We start from the raw sequence: 14712 nt of genomic DNA, 5'->3' as shown, positions 1-14712 counted from the left end.
CTGCTGTTCGCCACGATCTATTGGGCCAATCGCGCCAAATATGATGCCGCGCTCAACGGTGCCGCGAGCAAGCCGGCGCGGATGACGATCTGAATAGCCCGGCCGCGATCCGGTCCAACGGCTGCCAACGGGTGGCGATTGCCGCCCCAGATGACCGTCACACGCGCATAGCCGAATTCAGTCGATCGATCATGGTCAAGGCATGCTGCTTCTTGTCGAGATTGTAGGTATCGGTTTCCGATATGGCGTCCAGCGCCTCATGCCAGCTGTCCGACAGTGTCTTGGCCCGCGCAAGGTCGCCGGCCAGCGCCGCCTGGCTTGCCGCGTCTGACAGAAGGTCCAGTGCCCGGCGGTTGAAGATGTCGAACTGGATCGCCTGATCTCGGCCCGCGACGGCTTCGGCCAGGCGATAGGCGCCGCCAATATCGCTCTTTCCCTTCGCCACCAGGCCATCGAGCGTCTGTGCGATCTCCAACCCGCCATATTGCGTCAACAGGATCGCGCTGCGGGCGCTTCCCCCTGCCCGCTCGACCAGCGCGGCTCGCGCGGCCGGATCGTCCGGCGGCGGCGGTTCCGCGGTCTCCAGCACCGCCATCAGCTCGTTGGCGTCGAGCGGTGTCAGCCGCACCACCTGGCAGCGCGAGCGGATCGTCGGCAGCAGACTGCCCGGCGCATGGACGATGAGAATGAACAGGGTTCGTGCCGGCGGTTCCTCAAGATTCTTCAGCAAGGCATTGGCCGCATTGGCATTCATGTCGTCGGCCGGATCGACGATCACCACCCGGTAGCTGCCGTCGTGCGACGTCAGCGACAGGAAGCGGCTGACCTTGCGGATTTCGTCGACGGTGACGACGGTCTTGAAGCTCTTGGTCTTGTCGTTCAAGGGGCGGGTCAGGTGCAGCACTCCGGGATGCGCCCCGGTGGCGATCTGGCGAAACAGCGGCGAGGCCGGATCGGGAACCGCCAGGTTGCCGGGTGCCTGGTCGAAGGCCGGGTGCTTCAAAAGATGATGGGCAAGGTGGAAGGCAAACGTCGCCTTGCCGATTCCGACAGGTCCGGCGAAGATCAGCGCATGCGGCAGCTTTCCCGCCCGATAGGCGGCGGCCAACATGGTGGCGGCCTGCCCGTGCCCCACCAGACGCGGCGTTTCGGAGGGTTCCGGCACACCGTCCAGCGTATCGTGCTGTTCCGGCGCGATGCGTTCGAAAATCATACCGGTGCGACCTGCCTGTTGCGCTCGGGCGCCCTTGCCTCCAGTGCCGCGAACACGGCCGCGGTGACGACGTCCTCCACCGTGTCCGGATCGGCGGACCCATCGACGACGATGCAGCGCTCCGGCTCTGCCGCCGCGATCGCCAGGAACGCTTCGCGGCGGGCCTGGTGGATGGCCACCGTCTCCTTTTCGAAGCGGTCGGCGGCGGCATCGCTGCCGCGCCGCAAGGTCGCGCGCTTCAGACCCTCGGCCGGGTCGATATCGAAGATCAGCGTCATGTCGGGCATCATGCCGTTGATGGCGACCTGTTCCAGCATGGTCATGAACGCCGGATCGATCCCGCCCGTAACGCCCTGATAGACACGCGAGGAATCCAGGAAGCGGTCACAAAGCACGATGGAGCCGCGCTCGACGGCCGGACGGATGACCTGCTCGACATGGTCGGAACGCGCGGCGGCGAAGAGCAGCGCTTCCATCTTCGGCCCGAACGGTTCGGCAGCACCTGAAAGCAGCACATGCCGGACCGCTTCGGCGCCCGGCGAGCCGCCCGGTTCACGCGTGCGCAGGACATCATACTTCTTGGCGCGCATCTTTGTGGCCAGCCGCTCGATCTGTGTCGACTTGCCTGCGCCTTCGCCGCCTTCGAAGGTGATGAAAAATCCGCGCGCCAAACCGAGGGCCTTTGTTCGTGTTCGAGTGGATTGTTGCGCTCTAGATAGTCCGCGTTCGGGAAAACGTCCATGCCGTCGGTGTTATCGAAGCCAGCCGATAGCCAGTTCCTTGACGGCATCGAGCGCGCGTTGCGGCAACGTGCCGACGCCGATCGTTTCGGCGGCGAACAACGGTGTCTCCTGGCTCAGCGTGTCACCGATCCAGACGCGCAGGGCGCCCACCGGTTGCCCCTCCTCCACCGGAGCGGCGACCGGCCCGGTGTAGACGATTCTCGCCGTCAGCTTGTCGCGGTTGGTGATCGGCAGGAAGATGTCGATCGGACCCTTTGCCTTCAGCGTCACACCGGATTTCGCACCGCCAAAGACCTGGGCCTCTCCGACCACCTCGTCCTTGGCGAAAATCTCGGTCTTCTCGAACGAACGAACGCCCCAATCGAGCAGTTTGCGCGCCTCTTCGGCACGCTCCTTGTCATTGACCAGCCCGCTCATTGCAGCGATCACCCGCTTGCCGTCGTGGCTGACCGAAGCGACGATGCCGAAGCCGGATGTCTCGCTTGCGCCGACAGCCAGGCCGTCGGCGCCGATGTCCATCGCCAGCAGCGGGTTGCGGTTCCTCTGCGAGATCTTGTTCCAGGTGAAATCCTTCAGGCCATAGTAGCGATAGAAATCGGGGTATTCGCGCCGCAGATGGAGCGCGAGCTGCGCCAGTTCGCGCACATTTGTCTGCTGGCCATCGGCCGGCAGGCCGGTCGAATTGACGAAAGTCGAAGTCTTGAGGCCGATCTGGCGCGCGCGTTCGGTCATCTCTTCGGCAAAATTATCCTCCGACCCGGCCATGCCTTCGGCGATGACGATGCAGCCGTCATTCGCGGCCTGCACGGTCACCCCCTGGATCAGGTCCTCGAGCCGGATCGCCGATTTGAGCTTGGCGAACATCGTCGAGGTCCCCGACGGCGCGCCACCTTTGCGCCAGGCGTTCTCGCTGACCACGAACGTATCGTCGAGTTTCAGGCGCCCGGACTTGAGGGCGTTGAAAACCACTTCCATCGTCATCAGCTTGGCCATCGAGGCCGGCGGAATGGGTTTGTCGGCATCTTTCGAAAACAGCACCGTGCCGGTGTCGGCATCGATCATGAAGGCCTGTGCGGCCTTGGTTTCGAAAAGCTGCGCTTGGGCCGGCGAAAGCATAAGCAGCAGGCCAAGGAGAACAAACCCGGCGAAAGGCTGTAGCAAGCGAAATTGCATGAAAAGCGACCCGTTGGCCGGCCCCTCCGGCGTGCCGAAACTATCGGGCTTTTTCGGCGAGGGATCAACTGCCGGCGGCACGCCGGCTCTCGGATCAGTCGCGCACGACCAGCGCGTCGGGCGCGCCGTGGGACCATGCCGCCTTCAGCAACTCGTCCAGGTCGCCATGGCCGTCCGGATAGAGGTTGACCGCATACCAGTCATTGCCGTCGAGATCGGAGCGCTGGATTTCTATTCTGCCGAAGGACTTTAGCGCCGAGGCCACACGTTTGGCCTCGGTGGCATCGTCGAACGTGCCGGCGGCGACATAGTCGGAGCTGGACGGCGTCGCTTGGCGATCGGTCTTTTTCCAGGACCGCAGGATGTCTGCGGGTGACATGCCGCTGTCGTCCAGCGCAGCAAAGACATCCGCGCGATGGACGCGTTCATCCGCATAGGACAGCGAGGCCATGGCGAACGGCGATTGCGGCGGCAAGCCGATCTCGGGACGTTCCGGCACGATCGGTCCGAAATCGGGCAGCGCCAGATCGCCGAAGGCCGGCGACTGCGCGGACATCTGCGCCTGGACCGGGATCGCGGCATCGGTCAGCTGACCTGGAAACGGCACGGCGGCAGAACCCACCGGAAGGCTCGGCGACGGTCCGTTCATGGCCACCATGACGCCGGTCGGCAGGCCATCCGATGGATCCGGTATGCGGTTGCCGGGATGGTAAGAGGCCATCAGGTACTGATCGTCATTGCCGTCGAGCGGCGCGCGGCCGACATATTCGACCTTCACCTTCGCGGTGCCGACCTTGTCGTAGTCGAGCATCTGCGCGGCACGCTCCGAGACGTCGATGATGCGGCCCTCATGGTATGGGCCGCGGTCATTGACGCGCACGATGACCGAACTGCCGGTTTCGAGGTTGGTGACGCGGGCATAGCTGGGCAGCGGCATCGTCGGATGCGCCGCCGTTAGTTGCGCCGTGTCGTAGACTTCGCCGTTGGCGGTCAGCCGGCCATGGAAGGCGTCGCCATACCACGAAGCCAGGCCGACCTTGGCGTAGCGCTTCTCTTCCTTGGGATAATACCACTTGCCGCGCACCTGATACGGCTTGCCGAGCTGGTCGCGGCCGCCGCCGCGCCGCATGAAGGCAGCGCGCGGACTGGCCTTCACCCCATATTCGGTCTCGGCGAAATATTCCTTGGAGCGGGTCTTCTTGTAGACCATGCCCTTCGGCTCGGGCTGCGACGCGCAAGCGGCAAGCAATGCAGCCGACGCCGCAAGCAACGCAACCGTGGCAACGCGACGAAGACGCGGGTGCGTCACAGCCTGCATTCTTGATTGCCCCCTAAAGTCTCGACCAACAACATCGTGTCCGACCATCAGAGAGCCACGCGCTCACTCGACAATGCCAACGACGTCTCGGACCCCGATCCTTTGTGCGCAGGAATTGTTTATCACGGTATTAACCGATTGTGGCCGGAACCGGGCAAGATTGTGACGCGGCTTGTCCTGTCCCGGGGCTTGGAGAAGCGCCGCTTCACGCAAGCCGGTTGACAGGCCTTTGCCGGGCACACTAGAGCAGTGGCCGGCAGTCACCGGAGGGATGGCCGAGCGGTTTAAGGCACCGGTCTTGAAAACCGGCGTGGGCGCAAGTTCACCGTGGGTTCGAATCCCACTCCCTCCGCCAGAACGACGGCAATGTACGCCTGTGACCCCTGCCCGGAAAATCGGTTTCGACCAGGTGACGTGGGGGAGCAAAATGCCCGAAATAACGTGGGACGCCGCCGCAAGATGGGCGTTGAAGTAAGAAAGCCCCCAAAGCGGCCCGACTAACTGGAACGTTGTAGCAGGTAGGCGCGTTGTCGCGCATGCTCAAAAATATCGCCTTCGCCGCGCTTCTCATACAAGTCGCTGCCGTCTCGGCATTGACCACCCAAACGCTGCTTTTTTCATCAGCGTCCACGCAGGCATCGAGCGTTCCGCTGAATGAACCTGTCGCCACCGCGAAGACTGCGCGAAGGCCACCCGGCCGGATTTTCCTGTTCACTGCGTAGAGTACGTCCAGGTCCGAAAGCTCATCGCCATGACGGCGGCTCAATAAGGGCCAGATGCAGAAGCCGCCAGCGGTCGCGGTACCACTTTATTTCGTGTGGCCGCGGACAAGCTGGCGCTCGTCGCCGCGCAGGCATCGCGATGGGATTTACCAGGGGACGGTGCGTCCGAGATAGTCGACATAGTGCAATCCCTGGCTTCCCTTCCTGGCAAGCAGAACGTTGACGAGGCTCGGCACGCTTTCCTCGATGCTCAGCCTTCCATCCGGCCCTCCCAGCTCCGTACGGACCCAGCCGGGCGCCATCAGCGCCATGGCACGCGATGTTGCGGCATGGCGGGCGGCGAAGCTTCGCATGAACATGTTCAGCGCCGCCTTGCTGCCCCGGTAGACCTCACGTTGACCTGTCTCGTTGTTGGAGATGCTCCCCTGCCCGGACGACATCACGCCGATCAGGCCGGCAGCTGGAACAAATGGCGCCAGGCTCTCGAGAACACGCATCGGGCTGAGTGCATTTGTGATCATCACGCGCACGAACTCGTCGGTCGTCACATCGGCGATCGTCTCAGCGGGGTTGTTGCTCACGCCGGCATTGACGAACACCATGTCCAACACCCTGCCCGACAGCCGGTCGCGCAAGGCCGTGACCTGATCGGGTTCGCAGATGTCGACTGTCTCGATTTCGAGCCGGCCTTCGAACGCGTCCGCGAGGTCGTGCAGCTTGGTCCGGCCGCCTTCCCGGACCGTGCCGATGACGTTCCAGCCTTTCCCGAGGAACTCGGCCGCCATTGCATGGCCGAGGCCGCGCGACGCGCCGATGATGAGGACTGTACCTGACGGGGTGTTCAAAACGCTTGCGGGCATTGGGCGATCTCTTTCGTTGGTTGGTGACCGCAGATATGGGCAAGCGGAAGCCATGCGCCAGGCGCGCCAGATTCAAACTATGGTTGCATCCGACGCTATGTCTGGCAAAACACCTGCGATAAGGCTGTGTGCCATGGACAATGTGGACTTGAACCTTCTCGTAGCGCTCGACGTCTTGCTCGCCGAAGGCAGCGTGACGGGGGCGGCCCGCCGGCTCGGCTTGAGCACCTCGGCGATGAGCCGGACACTCGCACGACTTCGCGCTGCCACCGGCGACCCGCTGCTCGTGCGAGCCGGACGCGAACTTGTGCCCACGCCGCACGCTACGGAATTGCGCGATCGCGTCCATGAGTTACCCGGGATGTAAGATCAGTCCTGCGGCCGCAAAACATGCGCGTGGACCTGGCCGGGCTCGAATTGACGTTCACCATTCGCGCCAGCGAAGCGTTCCTGGAATTCCTTGCCGGCCCGGTCGTGAATGCGGTCACCCGTGCGGCGCCTCGTGTCCGCCTACGCTTCGCACCCAAGCCCGACAAGGACGCGCGCCCGCTTCGGGAAGGCCTCATCGATCTGGAGATCGGTTTGCTTGGAACGTCCGCGCCCGAGATACGCACCCAGTTCCTGTTCCACGACAAATATGTCGGCGTGGCCCGGGCTGGACATCCGCTTCTGACAGACGCCGGCGTTACGCCCGAACGCTATGCCGCCTGCAAGCATGTCGTGGCGTCACGGGAAGGCAATGTCGCCGAGCCGATCGATGGCGCCTTGCAGAAGCTCGGCCTTGGACGCACCGTCGTGGTTGTCGTGCCCGGCTACCCCGATGCGATACGGATTGTGCGACAGTCGGATCTGGTCGCGACCGTGCCGGGCTCGTGTTTCGGCAGCACAAGTGCAGGCGACCACGCCATCACGGCAGGTCTCGAGAGTTTCGAGCTCCCGCTTCCCATTCCTCAGTTCAAGATATCGGCGATGTGGCATCCTCGCATGGACGCCGACCCGGCCCATCGTTGGCTGCGCGATACCGTGATGTCGGCCTGCCGGGCGGCATATGCGCGGCGATGAAGGCGTGATCACGCAACGACGGCAAGCCCACGCCATGCCAAGCGGCGACCTGCTCAGTCCGACTGCTGTGTGCGCTCCGCGATGGCAAATGCCTGCAGGTTCCTGGCCTTGCCGATGTCCTGATCCGCGTTTGCGATGATCGAGAAGAAGGCTGCTCTGGCAATATCCTTCTTCGAGGCCTTGGGGTGGGCCTTCCGGGCGGCTTTGACAAGCTGCTTGGGAGACATGCCGGGCGTGACGATCCTCATGAGGGTGTCGCCGATCGCACTCATTTCACTCGCGTCCGTCATGGGCGTCCCTGTGCTGACCGTAATGCCATAATAGCAAGGACAACTCGCGACCGACAATATGGTTCTGGAAATGAAAAACCCCGCCGGCAGGGACCGGAGGGGTTAGTCCTGGGAGGACGCGCGTTGCGCTGCGTTCGACAAGCGCGCGCCGACCAGGTAGCGCCAGCTTGCGACACGGATGTGACACCCGGCGAGCGCGTTTGTCACATGACAAGCGAGGAACGATGCAAGCGGTCGGCATCAAGCCTTTGGAAAGGAGAAATGTGGTTCTGTTCGGGAGCTGAAGCGCCGGGTGCGCTGACCAAAGGCAAGGCGATAGCGGTCGAATGGATATCTTTGGCATCAAGGGGCTGTTGATCTGCGCGCTGATCTTCATTCCGTTCGAGCATCTGTTTGCCGAGCGACCGCAGAAGATCCTGCGCAAGGGCCTGGGTGTCGACCTGATCTACGTGCTGTTCAACGGCCTCGTGGTAAAGGCAGTAATAATTCTGATAGCGGCCAACGCACTCGAAGCCGCTGCGATGCTGATCCCGCGATCGGTAACGCTTGCGGTCGGCGGCCAGCCCATCTGGCTGCAGGTCGCCGAAATCATCGTGATTTCCGATATAGGCGTCTATTGGGCACACCGTGCGTTTCACGAAATCCCCGCGCTGTGGAAGTTCCATGCGGTTCATCACGGCATTGAGGAACTGGATTGGCTCGGCGCATTCCACTCTCATCCCGTCGACGCCATCGTCACGAAGGCAATTTCGCTGACACCGATCTTTTTTCTCGGATTCTCCGAAGCCTCGATCGCTGTCTTTTCCATCATCTACTTCTGGCACACGCTGCTTGTTCATTCGAACTTGCGGATTCCGTTCGGCCCCTTGAAGTGGCTCATCGCCAGCCCGCAGTTCCATCGCTGGCACCATGCCAACCAGCGCGAAGCCTACGACAAGAACTTCGCCGGACAGTTGCCCTTCCTCGACGTGGTGTTCGGCACGTACAATGCGACTGGCAACAAAGTGCCTGAGAAATATGGCGTCGACGATCCAGTCCCCTCCAGCTACTTCGGACAGATCGGCTATCCGCTGCGGCGCCGCAGGACACGATCGGATCGGGCAGTGCGTGACGGCGAAGCCCTCCACGAAAATCAGCCGGCGCGAAACAAGCAGGATCGAACGGCAACAGGTGCGGTCAATATCGGCCCTTAGGCAATGCAATCTCCCCTGTCGTGTCGCCTGATGGCAGCAGAAATTGCCTTGCGGGTTGGTCTCGGTGGGGGCCGGCGATAAACATAAGCCCTGCGCATTTGCCAAGAGGCTGTTTCGGCATGGACTATCGCGATGACGACCTCACCAAATTCGAAGCGCATGGTGCCGCTCCTTTGCCGGCCGCGGCGGACGAAGGCCATGTGGAGCATGAGGGTGCGAGAATCTGGTACGCCACCTTTGGGGCGGGGTTTCCCGTGATCTTGTTGCATGGCGGCCTTGGCCATAGCGGCAATTGGGGATTTCAGGTCCCATCATTGGTCGAGCGCGGCTATCAGGTCGTCACCATCGACAGCCGTGGCCATGGACGCAGCACCCGCGACGAACGGCCATGCAAATACGAGCTGATGGCCTCGGATGTCCTGGCCGTGATGGATCGCCTGCAATTGAACAAGGCCATCGCTGTAGGTTGGAGCGATGGCGCCTGCGTTGCGCTGATCCTTGGCATGAAGGCCGCCGATCGCATCGCCGGTGTGTTCTTCTTCGGCTGCAATATGGATCCCAGCGGCACGAAGGACTTCGAGGCCAGTCCGGTCATCGAGCGGTGTTTCAGCCGGCACAAAAAGGACTATGCCGAGCTGTCGGCCACGCCAGATCAATTCGATGCATTTGTCAAAGCTGTCGGCCTGATGATGAAGAGCGAACCCAATTATGGCGCCACCGAGCTGGGAGAGATCCGCGTGCCCGTTGCGGTCGTCCAAAGCGAGCACGACGAGTTTATCAAGGACGAGCACGCCACCTATCTGGCCAGCAGCATACCGGGATCGGAATTGGTGATGCTGCCCGAGGTCAGTCACTTCGCGCCCTTGCAGCGTCCCGACCAGTTCAACCGCGTGCTGTTGGCTTTCCTCGCAGAACTTCATTCCTGAGCCCTGCCTCGCCGCTTCCGGAATCCCCGCTCTGGCCCAGGCACGCGACACACCATTTCGCCTGCGAGGCTTTTCATGTCGAATCGGCTAGACCTTGCGATATGAACGAGACCTCACTCTATGCGCCGGTGAAGCGTTTCCTCGAAAATCTCGACTTCGTCGTGAAGGGGGAAATCGGCGGCTGCGATATCGTCGCGTTGCGCGAAGGGGAGCCGCAGATCGTCGTCATCTGCGAGTTGAAGCTGCAGTTCAATCTCGAACTGGTTCTGCAGGGCGTCGACCGTGCGGCTGCTTGCGATGAAGTGTGGCTGGCGGCGCGCATGTCGGCGCGAGGCAAGGGGCGCGAAAGCGATGCCAGGTTCCGCAACCTTTGCCGTCGGCTCGGCTTCGGCCTGATTGGCGTAACCGCCAGTGATCGGGTCGAACTGCTTCTCAGTCCGATCGCCGTGGCGCCGCGCAAGAATGCGCGACGGCGATCTCGCCTTGTCGACGAGCACCAGCGCCGCCGCGGCGATCCTGTCGCCGGCGGCGGATCGCGCGCTCCGATCATGACCGCCTACCGGCAGAGCGCCCTCGCCTGCGCCGCCGCGCTTTCGGACGGCCCCAAACGGCCGCGCGATCTGAAAGCCTTGACGCCGATCGCGCCGAAGATTCTGCAGCACAATGTCTATGGCTGGTTCGCAAGGGTCGAGCGTGGTCTTTACGATCTCACGGATGCCGGCCGCGCCTCGCTGGTTCGTTGGCCGCAGGTCCCGCATGATGAAGCCCGACACGAGATTTTGATTGCGCCGGGCCTCTGAATACCGGGGTTTGCCGAGCATGAACCGCCCCTGTTGGTTGATCTTTCAGACAAAACATGCTGCTTGTCCCGCCCATGAAGACACTATGCATGATGGCCATTGCGTCCCTGACGCTGGCTTTTCCGGCCAGTGCGATGGACAACGCCTTGCGCTCCGGACTGATGAAACTTGATCCGCAGACCCGCCTCGAGCAGCGTTGCGATGCCGAAGTCCTGGACCGGATCACCCATGATGATCGCAAGTTCAAGGCCGACCGCGTCGTCGCCTACGCCTTCGCGACGCCAGAGATGAGCGCCGACGCCATCCGGAGCCCCGGTGCGGCGTTCCGCAGCAAGGGACAGTGGTATCGGCTGAAGTTCAAATGCCAGACGGGGCCGGATCATATGGAAGTTCTCCAGCTCCGCTATCGGATCGGGGATGAGATCCCTGAAGCCGACTGGCCGAAGTACAATCTCTACGATTAGTTCTCGCGGGCTTGCCGCATTGGCTTGCCGCCGGCGCATGTTGAGAATCTTCCGTAATTCCACCACCACGAAAATGGTTTTCCAGCGTTGTCCGGTGCTGCGGCTTGACGCCAGCAGACCATGCCTTTAGGCCCGTTCGGACGATCGACGACGAACACTCGACGAAGGGCTTCCAGGTCGATGGAAATATTTACCGCCGCCGGCTTTTCGGCTCTCCTTCAGGTCATCGCCATCGACCTTGCGCTCGCGGGCGACAATGCCATCGTCATCGGCCTCGCCGCTGCAGGCTTGCCGGCCAGCCAACGCCAGCGAGCCATTCTGGTCGGCATCGCGGCGGCCACCGTTCTTCGCATTTTCTTCGCCCTGATCACGCAATGGCTGCTGACCATTGGTCCCATGCTGCTTATCGGTGGCGGCCTGCTTTTGCTGTGGGTTTGCTGGAAGATGTGGCGCGAATTGCGTGTCACCCACGACGAGGAGCGCGACGCCACCGAAGCGCTGTCGAACGGCGACTTCAACAAGGATGGTGCCATTGGCGGCAAGGGGCCGAGCAAAACCTTCTCGCAGGCCGCCTGGCAGATCGTCATTGCCGATGTCTCGATGTCCCTCGACAATGTCCTGGCCGTGGCGGGCGCGGCCATGAACCATCCGACGGTGCTGATTGTCGGGCTGGCGCTGTCGATCGCTTTGATGGGCTTTGCTGCGTCGTTCGTCGCGCGCCTGCTGCACAAATACCGCTGGATTGCCTATATCGGCCTGGTCATCATCCTCTATGTCGCGGTCAAGATGCTGCTGGATGGGGCTGTGCAGCAATTCCCCGATCATTTCGCCTTCCTGTCACCCTGGTTCGGGTCAAGCGGGCACTGACGCACAGGCGGAGCCGCAGGGCTCCGTTTGCCTGATTGAGGAAGCCGTGCTATTGCGCCGCCCGAATTGAGCTCCTGCTAGGAGCCATGCAAACCGTTATATGTCGAGACTGCGGGCCGGATCGATGTTTCCGGTTCGCGTCCATTGGAAAATTGCCCATGTCCGCCCCACGCGTCAGCTTCGTCAGTCTCGGCTGTCCCAAAGCCCTTGTCGATTCCGAGCGCATCATCACGCGTCTGCGGGCCGAGGGCTACGAGATCGCCCGCAAGCATGACGGCGCCGATCTCGTTGTCGTCAACACCTGTGGTTTCCTGGATTCCGCCCGCGACGAGTCACTCAACGCCATCGGCTCCGCGCTTTCGGAAAACGGCAGGGTCATCGTCACCGGCTGTCTGGGCGCCGAGCCGGACGTGATCCGCGAGAAGCACCCCAACGTGCTGGCGATCACCGGACCGCAGGCCTATGAGAGCGTGATGGCCGCCGTCCATGAGGCGGCCCCTCCCTCGCACGATCCCTACATCGACCTCCTGCCGCCGCAGGGCGTCAAGCTGACGCCGCGCCACTATGCCTATTTGAAGATCTCGGAAGGCTGCAACAACCGTTGCACCTTCTGCATCATTCCAGCCCTTCGCGGCGATCTCGTCTCGCGGCCGGCGGCCGATGTGCTGCGTGAAGCCGAGAAACTCGCCAAGGCCGGCGTCAAGGAACTGCTCGTCATCTCGCAGGATACCAGCGCCTACGGCATCGACATCAAATACCAGACGTCCATGTTCGGCGATCGCGAAGTGCGAGCGAAGTTCCTCGATCTCTCGGAGGAACTGAGCAAGCTCGGCATCTGGGTGCGCATGCATTATGTCTACCCCTACCCGCATGTCGCCGACGTCATCCCGCTGATGGCCGATGGAAAAATCCTCCCCTATCTGGATATCCCCTTCCAGCACGCCTCGCCGCAGGTGCTGAAGAACATGCGCCGGCCGGCCCATGGCGAGAAGACGCTCGAGCGCATTCGCGGCTGGCGCGATGTGTGCCCGGATCTCGCCATCCGCTCGACCTTCATCGTCGGCTTCCCCGGCGAAACGGACGACGATTTCGAGATGCTGCTCGATTGGCTGGATGAAGCGAAAATCGATCGCGCCGGCTGCTTCAAATACGAGCCGGTCAGAGGCGCCCGTTCCAACGATCTCGGCCTTGAGCAGGTGCCGCAGGAAGTCAAGGAAGCGCGCTGGCATCGCTTCATGCAGCGCCAGCAGAAGATCTCGGCGACGCAGCTTGCCAGGAAGGTCGGCAAGCGTCTGCCGGTGCTGATCGACGAGGCGCAGGGCACCTCTGCGAAGGGCCGCACCAAATATGACGCGCCCGAGATCGATGGTTCGGTCCACATCCAGTCGCGCCGCCCGATGCGCGCCGGCGACATCGTCACCGTCAAGATCGAGCGCGCCGACGCTTACGACCTCTACGGCTCGGCCGTCTGAGCTCCCGCCAGCTTCTCCATCCAAATGAAAAGGGCGCCTCGCGGCGCCCTCTGCAGATCGAAATGTGTTCTGCCGTTTATTGCGGCAGCTTGTCGTCGACGCCCTTGACGTAGAAATTCATGCCGAGCAGCGTGCCGTCGTCGGCGACCTCGCCATCCTTCAGCCACGCCGAGCCATCCTGCTTGGCGATCGGTCCGGTGAAGGGGTTCCAGCCGCCGGCGATCTTCTTTTCGCTCGCTTCGGCCATCGCCTTCACGTCGTCGGGCATGTTGGTGTAGGGCGCGAGCTTGACCGCGCCGTCCTTGATGCCGAGCCAGACATTGTCCGGCTTCCAGCTGCCGTCGATGGCTGCCTGTACGCGGCTGATATAATACGGGCCCCATTCGTCGGTCAGCGACGTCAACTGCGCGTTCGGCGCGAACTTGATCATGTCGGACGACTGGCCGAAGCCGTGCAGCTTGCGCTCTTCGGCCACCTGCAGGGCAGCGGTCGAGTCGGTGTGCTGGACGATGATGTCGGCGCCCTGGTCGAACAGTGCCTTGGCGGCGTCGGCTTCCTTGCCCGGATCGAACCACGAGTTCACCCAGACGATCTTGGCCTTGAAGTTCGGGTTGATCGATTGCGCGCCGAGCATGAAGGAGTTGATGCCCATCACCACTTCCGGGATCGGGAAGGAGACGATGTAACCGGCGACGCCGGACTTCGATTCCTTGGCGGCGATCTGGCCGAGCACGTAGCGGCCTTCATAGAAGCGCGCATTGTAGATGCCGAGATTATCCCCGGTCTTGTAGCCGGTGGCGTGCTCGAACATCACCTTGGGAAACTTCTTGGCGACCTTCACTTCGGCGTCCATGAAACCGAACGAGGTGCCGAAGATGATCTTGCAGCCTTCGCGCGCCAGACGCTCGAAAGCACGGTCGGCGTCTGGGCCTTCGGAGACGTTCTCCAGATAGGCGGTCTCGACCTTGTCGCCGAGCGCCTTCTCGACCTCGAGGCGGCCCTGGTCGTGCTGGTAGGAATAGCCGAAATCGCCGATCGGGCCGGTGTAGACCCAGCACGCCTTCAACTTGTCGGCGGCCTGCGCGGACGCCGCCAGCGACATTGCGGCAGTCGTGGTCATCAGGGCAATAAGCAGTTTTTTCATTGTGTTACCTCTCTGAGTTAAGCCTTGGAGCTTCCCGTCTTGTTCTTGTTGTCAACGATCCGGAACGAATGGCTGCCCCAGGGATGCCGGCGTGTTCATCATCGTCAGACGCTTGTCGCGCGAGATTAGAACGAGAACCACGACGGTTGCCAGATAGGGCAGAGAAGAAAGCATCTGCGAGGGCACCGGAATGCCAAAAGCCTGTGCATGAAGCTGGCCGATCCACACCGCGCCGAAGATGTAGGCGCCGGCCAGCACCCGCCACGGCCGCCAGGATGCGAACACCACCAGGGCGAGCGCGATCCAGCCGCGGCCAGCGGACATGTTCTCGACCCACTGCGGCGTATAGACGAGCGACAGATGCCCGCCGGCAAGACCGGCGCAGGCGCCCCCGAAGATGACCGCGAGGTAGCGATAGCGGATGACCTTGATGCCAAGCGCATGCGCCGATGTATGGCTGTCGCC

At 62.4% G+C, this 14712-nt stretch carries 14 protein-coding genes, 1 tRNA gene and 1 pseudogene; 8 read left to right on the top strand and 8 right to left on the bottom strand.

Annotated elements, in window-relative coordinates:
- Positions 1-157 precede the first annotated feature (157 nt).
- The 4 genes from EOA36_RS09965 to EOA36_RS09950 all read right to left on the bottom strand — a co-directional run bounded on the left by EOA36_RS09965 (position 158) and on the right by EOA36_RS09950 (position 4447).
- Positions 158-1213 carry a DNA polymerase III subunit delta' gene (locus tag EOA36_RS09965; RefSeq protein WP_127277308.1) on the bottom strand — a complete coding sequence of 352 codons (1056 nt, stop codon included), beginning with the start codon at positions 1211-1213 and terminating at the stop codon, positions 158-160.
- Complete coding sequence (gene tmk / locus EOA36_RS09960; RefSeq protein ID WP_127277306.1) at positions 1210-1884, bottom strand: dTMP kinase; 675 nt, start codon at positions 1882-1884, stop codon at positions 1210-1212. The genes EOA36_RS09965 and tmk overlap by 4 nt, the downstream gene beginning before the upstream one ends.
- A gap of 81 nt (positions 1885-1965) precedes the next feature.
- Entirely contained in the window at positions 1966-3129 is a 1164-nt protein-coding gene (locus EOA36_RS09955) for a D-alanyl-D-alanine carboxypeptidase family protein (protein WP_189343670.1), read from the bottom strand.
- A 94-nt stretch (positions 3130-3223) separates the two neighbouring features.
- Positions 3224-4447 carry a septal ring lytic transglycosylase RlpA family protein gene (locus tag EOA36_RS09950; protein ID WP_127277302.1) on the bottom strand — a complete coding sequence of 408 codons (1224 nt, stop codon included), beginning with the start codon at positions 4445-4447 and terminating at the stop codon, positions 3224-3226.
- A gap of 265 nt (positions 4448-4712) precedes the next feature.
- On the opposite strand from EOA36_RS09950, the gene EOA36_RS09945 reads away from it, so the two are divergent.
- Positions 4713-4802, top strand: a tRNA-Ser gene (locus EOA36_RS09945).
- A 513-nt stretch (positions 4803-5315) separates the two neighbouring features.
- Here the strand turns inward: EOA36_RS09945 and EOA36_RS09935 are convergent.
- Positions 5316-6029 carry an SDR family NAD(P)-dependent oxidoreductase gene (locus EOA36_RS09935; protein ID WP_127277300.1) on the bottom strand — a complete coding sequence of 238 codons (714 nt, stop codon included), beginning with the start codon at positions 6027-6029 and terminating at the stop codon, positions 5316-5318.
- A gap of 133 nt (positions 6030-6162) precedes the next feature.
- On the opposite strand from EOA36_RS09935, the pseudogene EOA36_RS09930 reads away from it, so the two are divergent.
- Positions 6163-7091, top strand: a pseudogene (locus tag EOA36_RS09930) (LysR family transcriptional regulator).
- 53 nt (positions 7092-7144) lie between these two features.
- Here the strand turns inward: EOA36_RS09930 and EOA36_RS09925 are convergent.
- Positions 7145-7363 (bottom strand): hypothetical protein, encoded by a 219-nt coding sequence (locus tag EOA36_RS09925; RefSeq protein WP_245464308.1) that lies wholly within the window; start codon positions 7361-7363, stop codon positions 7145-7147.
- A 344-nt stretch (positions 7364-7707) separates the two neighbouring features.
- On the opposite strand from EOA36_RS09925, the gene EOA36_RS09920 reads away from it, so the two are divergent.
- The 6 genes from EOA36_RS09920 to rimO all read left to right on the top strand — a co-directional run bounded on the left by EOA36_RS09920 (position 7708) and on the right by rimO (position 13103).
- Entirely contained in the window at positions 7708-8574 is an 867-nt protein-coding gene (locus EOA36_RS09920) for a sterol desaturase family protein (protein ID WP_127277296.1), read from the top strand.
- A 119-nt stretch (positions 8575-8693) separates the two neighbouring features.
- A complete protein-coding gene (locus tag EOA36_RS09915; protein ID WP_127277294.1) occupies positions 8694-9500 on the top strand; it encodes an alpha/beta hydrolase in 807 nt (268 codons plus the stop codon).
- Between the two features lie 101 nt (positions 9501-9601).
- Positions 9602-10300 (top strand): DUF2161 family putative PD-(D/E)XK-type phosphodiesterase, encoded by a 699-nt coding sequence (locus tag EOA36_RS09910; protein WP_127277292.1) that lies wholly within the window; start codon positions 9602-9604, stop codon positions 10298-10300.
- 56 nt (positions 10301-10356) lie between these two features.
- On the top strand, positions 10357-10764 hold the full coding sequence (locus EOA36_RS09905; protein WP_167531434.1) for a DUF930 domain-containing protein: 408 nt from the start codon (positions 10357-10359) through the stop codon (positions 10762-10764).
- 180 nt (positions 10765-10944) lie between these two features.
- Positions 10945-11631, top strand: a complete 687-nt coding sequence (locus EOA36_RS09900) for a TerC family protein (protein ID WP_127277290.1) — start codon at positions 10945-10947, stop codon at positions 11629-11631.
- A gap of 158 nt (positions 11632-11789) precedes the next feature.
- Positions 11790-13103, top strand: coding sequence for a 30S ribosomal protein S12 methylthiotransferase RimO (gene rimO, locus EOA36_RS09895; RefSeq protein ID WP_127277288.1), 1314 nt, complete (start codon positions 11790-11792; stop codon positions 13101-13103).
- 76 nt (positions 13104-13179) lie between these two features.
- Here the strand turns inward: rimO and EOA36_RS09890 are convergent, their stop codons facing one another.
- Together EOA36_RS09890 and EOA36_RS09885 are read right to left on the bottom strand one after the other, a co-directional pair.
- On the bottom strand, positions 13180-14247 hold the full coding sequence (locus EOA36_RS09890; protein ID WP_127277286.1) for a BMP family ABC transporter substrate-binding protein: 1068 nt from the start codon (positions 14245-14247) through the stop codon (positions 13180-13182).
- A 51-nt stretch (positions 14248-14298) separates the two neighbouring features.
- Positions 14299-14712: ABC transporter permease (locus EOA36_RS09885; protein ID WP_145969139.1), on the bottom strand; the 414-nt coding region annotated here is incomplete at its 5' end.

The organism is Mesorhizobium sp. M8A.F.Ca.ET.021.01.1.1, assembly GCF_003998025.1.
In the GTDB taxonomy this organism is placed as follows: domain Bacteria; phylum Pseudomonadota; class Alphaproteobacteria; order Rhizobiales; family Rhizobiaceae; genus Mesorhizobium.
Note: the sequence above shows the minus strand (reverse complement) of the source record. Positions and strands in the feature narration are given on the sequence as shown.